This is a genomic window from Streptomyces sp. NRRL S-118, assembly GCF_000716335.1.
GTDB lineage: Bacteria > Actinomycetota > Actinomycetes > Streptomycetales > Streptomycetaceae > Streptomyces.
On sequence record NZ_KL591041.1, the window covers coordinates 36,452 to 40,468 of the forward strand.

Annotated in this window: 2 protein-coding genes and 1 pseudogene; 2 read left to right on the top strand and 1 reads right to left on the bottom strand. The window is 70.7% G+C overall.

Features of this window, described 5'->3' with window-relative positions; genetic code table 11:
* Nucleotides 1–102: 102 nt before the first annotated feature.
* Complete coding sequence (locus IH00_RS41305; RefSeq protein ID WP_078888147.1) at nt 103–1,683, top strand: ISL3 family transposase; 1,581 nt, start codon at nt 103–105, stop codon at nt 1,681–1,683.
* Nucleotides 1,684–1,767: 84 nt separating this feature from the next.
* Here IH00_RS41305 and IH00_RS41310 read toward each other — a convergent pair.
* A pseudogene (locus tag IH00_RS41310) lies at nt 1,768–1,902 on the bottom strand (IS5/IS1182 family transposase); the annotation flags it as partial.
* Nucleotides 1,903–2,402: 500 nt separating this feature from the next.
* On the opposite strand from IH00_RS41310, the gene IH00_RS0135525 reads away from it, so the two are divergent.
* Nucleotides 2,403–3,896: a hypothetical protein gene (locus IH00_RS0135525; protein WP_052411898.1), complete on the top strand. Its 1,494-nt coding sequence runs from the start codon at nt 2,403–2,405 to the stop codon at nt 3,894–3,896.
* Nucleotides 3,897–4,017: the final 121 nt, after the last annotated feature.

Below are 4,017 nucleotides of genomic sequence, written 5' to 3' on the forward strand. Positions count from 1 at the left end.
GGCCCTGGCAAGATTTCCGTGACGCCGGGGTGTGCCACCGTGCGCCGGTGACGCTCCGTCAGGGGCGGCGGCAGCATCGTTGAGTGTGATGACATCGTAGGGATGGTGTCCCCGCACCTGGATGCGGTGCGGGTGGAGCGGGTGTGGGTGGCGAGCGGTGTGGTTCATATAGCCGCTCGCACAGGCGAGTGGGCGATGGCCTGCCCGGATTGCGGGGAGTGCTCGGAGCGAGTGCACAGCCGCTACGTGCGCTCGCTGGCTGATCTCGCGGTCGGTGGCCGTCCGGTGCTGATCAGGCTGTCGGTGCGGCGGTTGTTCTGTGACAGCCCGCGTTGCGGACGCCGGACGTTCGCCGAGCAGGTCGAGGGGCTGACCGTGCGCTATCGGCGCCGCACCCCGCTACTGCAGCATCTGGTGGAGATGGCCGGGGTGCTCCTTGCCGGCCGGGGTGGCGCGAGGCTGCTGGAGATTCTGAACGTGCCGCTGTCGCGGACCAGCGTGCTGCTGCACCTGATGCGCATACCGCTGCCGGCGCCGGTGACCCCCCGGGTGCTGGGCGTGGACGATTTCGCCCTGTACGCGGATGTCTACGGCACCCTGGTGGTGGATGCCGACACCCGGCTCCCGCTCACCCTCTGGGAAGGCCGCGACGCCGAGCAACTGGCCGCCTGGCTGCGCGACCACCCCGGCATCGAGGTCGTCTGCCGCGACGGCTCGCTGGTCTACCGGCAGGGCATCACCGACGGCGCCCCGGATGCGGTGCAGGTCAGCGACCGATTCCACCTGTGGCAAGGGCTGTCCAAACGGGTCGCGGACATCGCCGCCGCGCACCGCGGCTGCCTGTCGGCCGCCGCGCCGGAGCCCACCCCGGCGCCATCCTCGGTCACGGCGGCCGCGCCGGACGGCGCCGATACGCCCGCACGCCGCCACGCGAAGCGGCTGTTCGAGGCGGTGCACGCGGTGACCGACACCGGCCGCTCGATCAACGCGGCAGCGCGGGAACTTGGGCTGGACTGGCGCACGGTGCGCAAGTACGCCCGCGCGTCCAGCTGGCAGGAGTGCGTACGTCGATCCCGCCCGCGCCGGCCAACCAGCCTCGATCCATACCTGGAGTATCTGCAGCAGCGGTGGGACGAAGGCGAGCACACCGCGAAGGTGCTGCACGAAGAGCTTGTCGCTAAGGGTTACCGTGGCCACTACCAGCGGGTCAAGGTGGCCGTTGCGCCACTGCGTCGCGGTCTGCCGATCGACACACCGCGCGAGCGTCCGCCCTCACCACGGGAGGTCGCCCGCTGGATCACCACCACGCCTCAGCGGCGCGGCCTGCACGCCACCGAGCGGCTGCAACGCATCCGCGCCGCCTGCCCGGAGCTGAATCAGACCCATGACCTGGTCCGGGAATTCGCCGCCATGCTCGACGCACGCGATGCCACCCCGCTGCCGGACTGGCTGAAGAAACTCACAACCTCACGCCTGCCAGCCCTGGCCGGCCTGGCCAAGGCAATCCACGAGGACCAGCCCGCGGTGGTCCAGGGCATCACCACCCCGTTCAACTCCGGCGTCAACGAAGGCCGCATCACCGACCTGAAGCTCCAGAAACGGATCATGGCCGGCCGCGCCGGCGTCCCCCTCCTACGCCAACGAGTGATCCTCATGGCCCATCTCAGACGCCACTATCCGTGACGGAGCGTCACCGGCGCACGGTGGCACACCCCGGCGTCACGGAAATCTTGCCAGGGCCACATAGGCGAGTACGCCGACAGCCTACTTTGGGATGCCGAAGAGCGGCGCGAGTTGGCGTATGGTCAGGTTCGCGCGCCAGTAGGCCGACAGCAGCAGTACCCGGTCCCCACCTTCGCGGAGCAGCGCGGTCACCAGCTTCTTATAGGAACGCGGGTTCAGCCCGCTGAACGGGGGCTATCCAGGGGTGTTCACGAGTACCGCTGACCAGGCGGTACAGAGGCGGTTGAAGATCGCTTCCCAGGCGGCCGGAGATCGTTTCCCACCCCGCCGACGAACGGGCCACCGCCGCTGTCAGACACAGGGGCGAGGATGGGCGTCGCTTCGCGACCGGCAGCCCCTGTGAACGGCCGAACGGTCCGCTGCTCATGGTGGCCTCGGCGACGGGCTCCCGCCCGGTCAGGGCCGAGTAGAACGTAACCGAGGCGAGAGGTCGAGACCGAGATCCGACGTGGGCGCCTCGCGTGAGGTGCATCGGCGTGCCGGCGACAGGCATGAAGCGAGTCCTCTCGTGCGGTGAAACTCGAATGCCGTGAAAGAGGCACAGTCACAGCAATTCTCCTGAACCTCCTGGTTCGCGCATCCCGTCACATCAGACCCCGGCTCGCCGGAACGCGTGCACCCGCGGGAACTTCTGCCCCGGGCCCCGCGTCGTACCGGGCATGATCGAATCCACGGACGGCGAGGGCGTCGCCGACCCATCCGAGACCACCCCCGACCTGCAGGCGCTGATCGGCGCCTGGCAGGACGTACAGGACGACGTCCGGGCGCACGGGAACCCGGAGTACGACGAGACCGTCCTCGACTGCGTACGGCGACTGGTCGCCGACCCCGGAGGGGACCGCGCCCCGCTGTGGGTGCTCGGCCTCGCGATGACGCTCGCGTACGCCGACCGCAGGCCGGAGCGGGTGTCCGGCGCCGTGCACGACGCGCTCGACCGGGCGGACCGCGCGCTCAAGAACCGCCCGTGCACACACACCGAGCACCCGTACGAGGACGGCCTCGACGACCCGCCGCACTATCTGGAGGACGTCGCCCGCCCCCTGGCGCACGGTGACACGGACTTCTCCGCGATCGGCTGGACCGGCGAGCAGTGGGCCTGCCCGCGCAACATCGCAGGGCTCGCACGCGTGGGCATGGACCGGCTGGAGCCCGGCTCCGCCGCCGACGTGCCGGCACGCCTCTCCGAGGACGCCCAGGACACGCTCGACAGGCTCAACTCCGTCCTGGAGGGACACGGATTCGACGCCTACAACGAGATCGCCGACGCCGGTTCGGAACTCCGTTTCGTGACAAGTGACGGGGACAGGGCGGGCGGCGTGCTGGTCGCGACGGCGGCGTCCTGGTACGCGCTGTCCGGGGTCGTGCGCGAGCGATGGGTCCTCGACGAGCTGATCGAGACCTTGGAGAAGGTCCCCCTCGATGCCCTCGACCACCCCTGCGCGCACGGCGACGACGGGCACCCCGGGCTGCCCGGCTTGCTCGACGACGACGAACCGGACCGCCCCGCCATCGCCGACGACACCCTCACCCTCGGCGTGCACCTGGGCGACGACGGCGGCCGCGCCCTCCTGGAACAGGCCGGGCTCGACCTCTCACTCTGGCTGTGCCCCCGGTTCACCGCCGCCACCGCCCGCGGAACCCTCAGCGAACTGCGCGAGGGCCGCGAGGAGTTGTTCGGGCACCGGGAGACCGGGCACCTCGACACGGAGTTCCTGCGCGCCGACGGGACCCTCGCCATCGAGCCTTTCACCGCGCTGTTCGACGGGCGCGACGAGTCGGCCCGCGAGCTCCAGGGCATCTGGGCCGCCCGGCGGCACGCGCACGCCGCGGACGACCGCGAGCGGACCGTACTCGTCCTGACCGCCGCCACGGCCCTGCGCATCACGCATCCCGGCCCGGCCATCGCCCTGGCCCGCGACATCCGGACGCTGCTGCGCACCGTCGCCGAGACCCCACACCCCCACACTTGCGCCCACGACGACCACCCCGCCCTCGAACGGCTCGACGGCGCGGTCCTACGACACCTCCACGCCCCGGAGACCGTCCCGGCGCCGCGCCCCGACGCGGAGGCGTTCGGCTGCCCGGCCCACTTGGCCGCACTCGCCGCAGCGGGCGTACGCGACGTGGACGGATGGTGTGGCGAGGAGAACTAGTACTGCAACGGCTTTTCCTGATGGTTCGACAGTTTCGGGTGGTGTGGGGCCGCGTCGTTGGTAGGGGCTGATGCGGGCTTGGTGCTGTCGTCGGCGGCGCCAGTGGGACCAGTGCAGGATG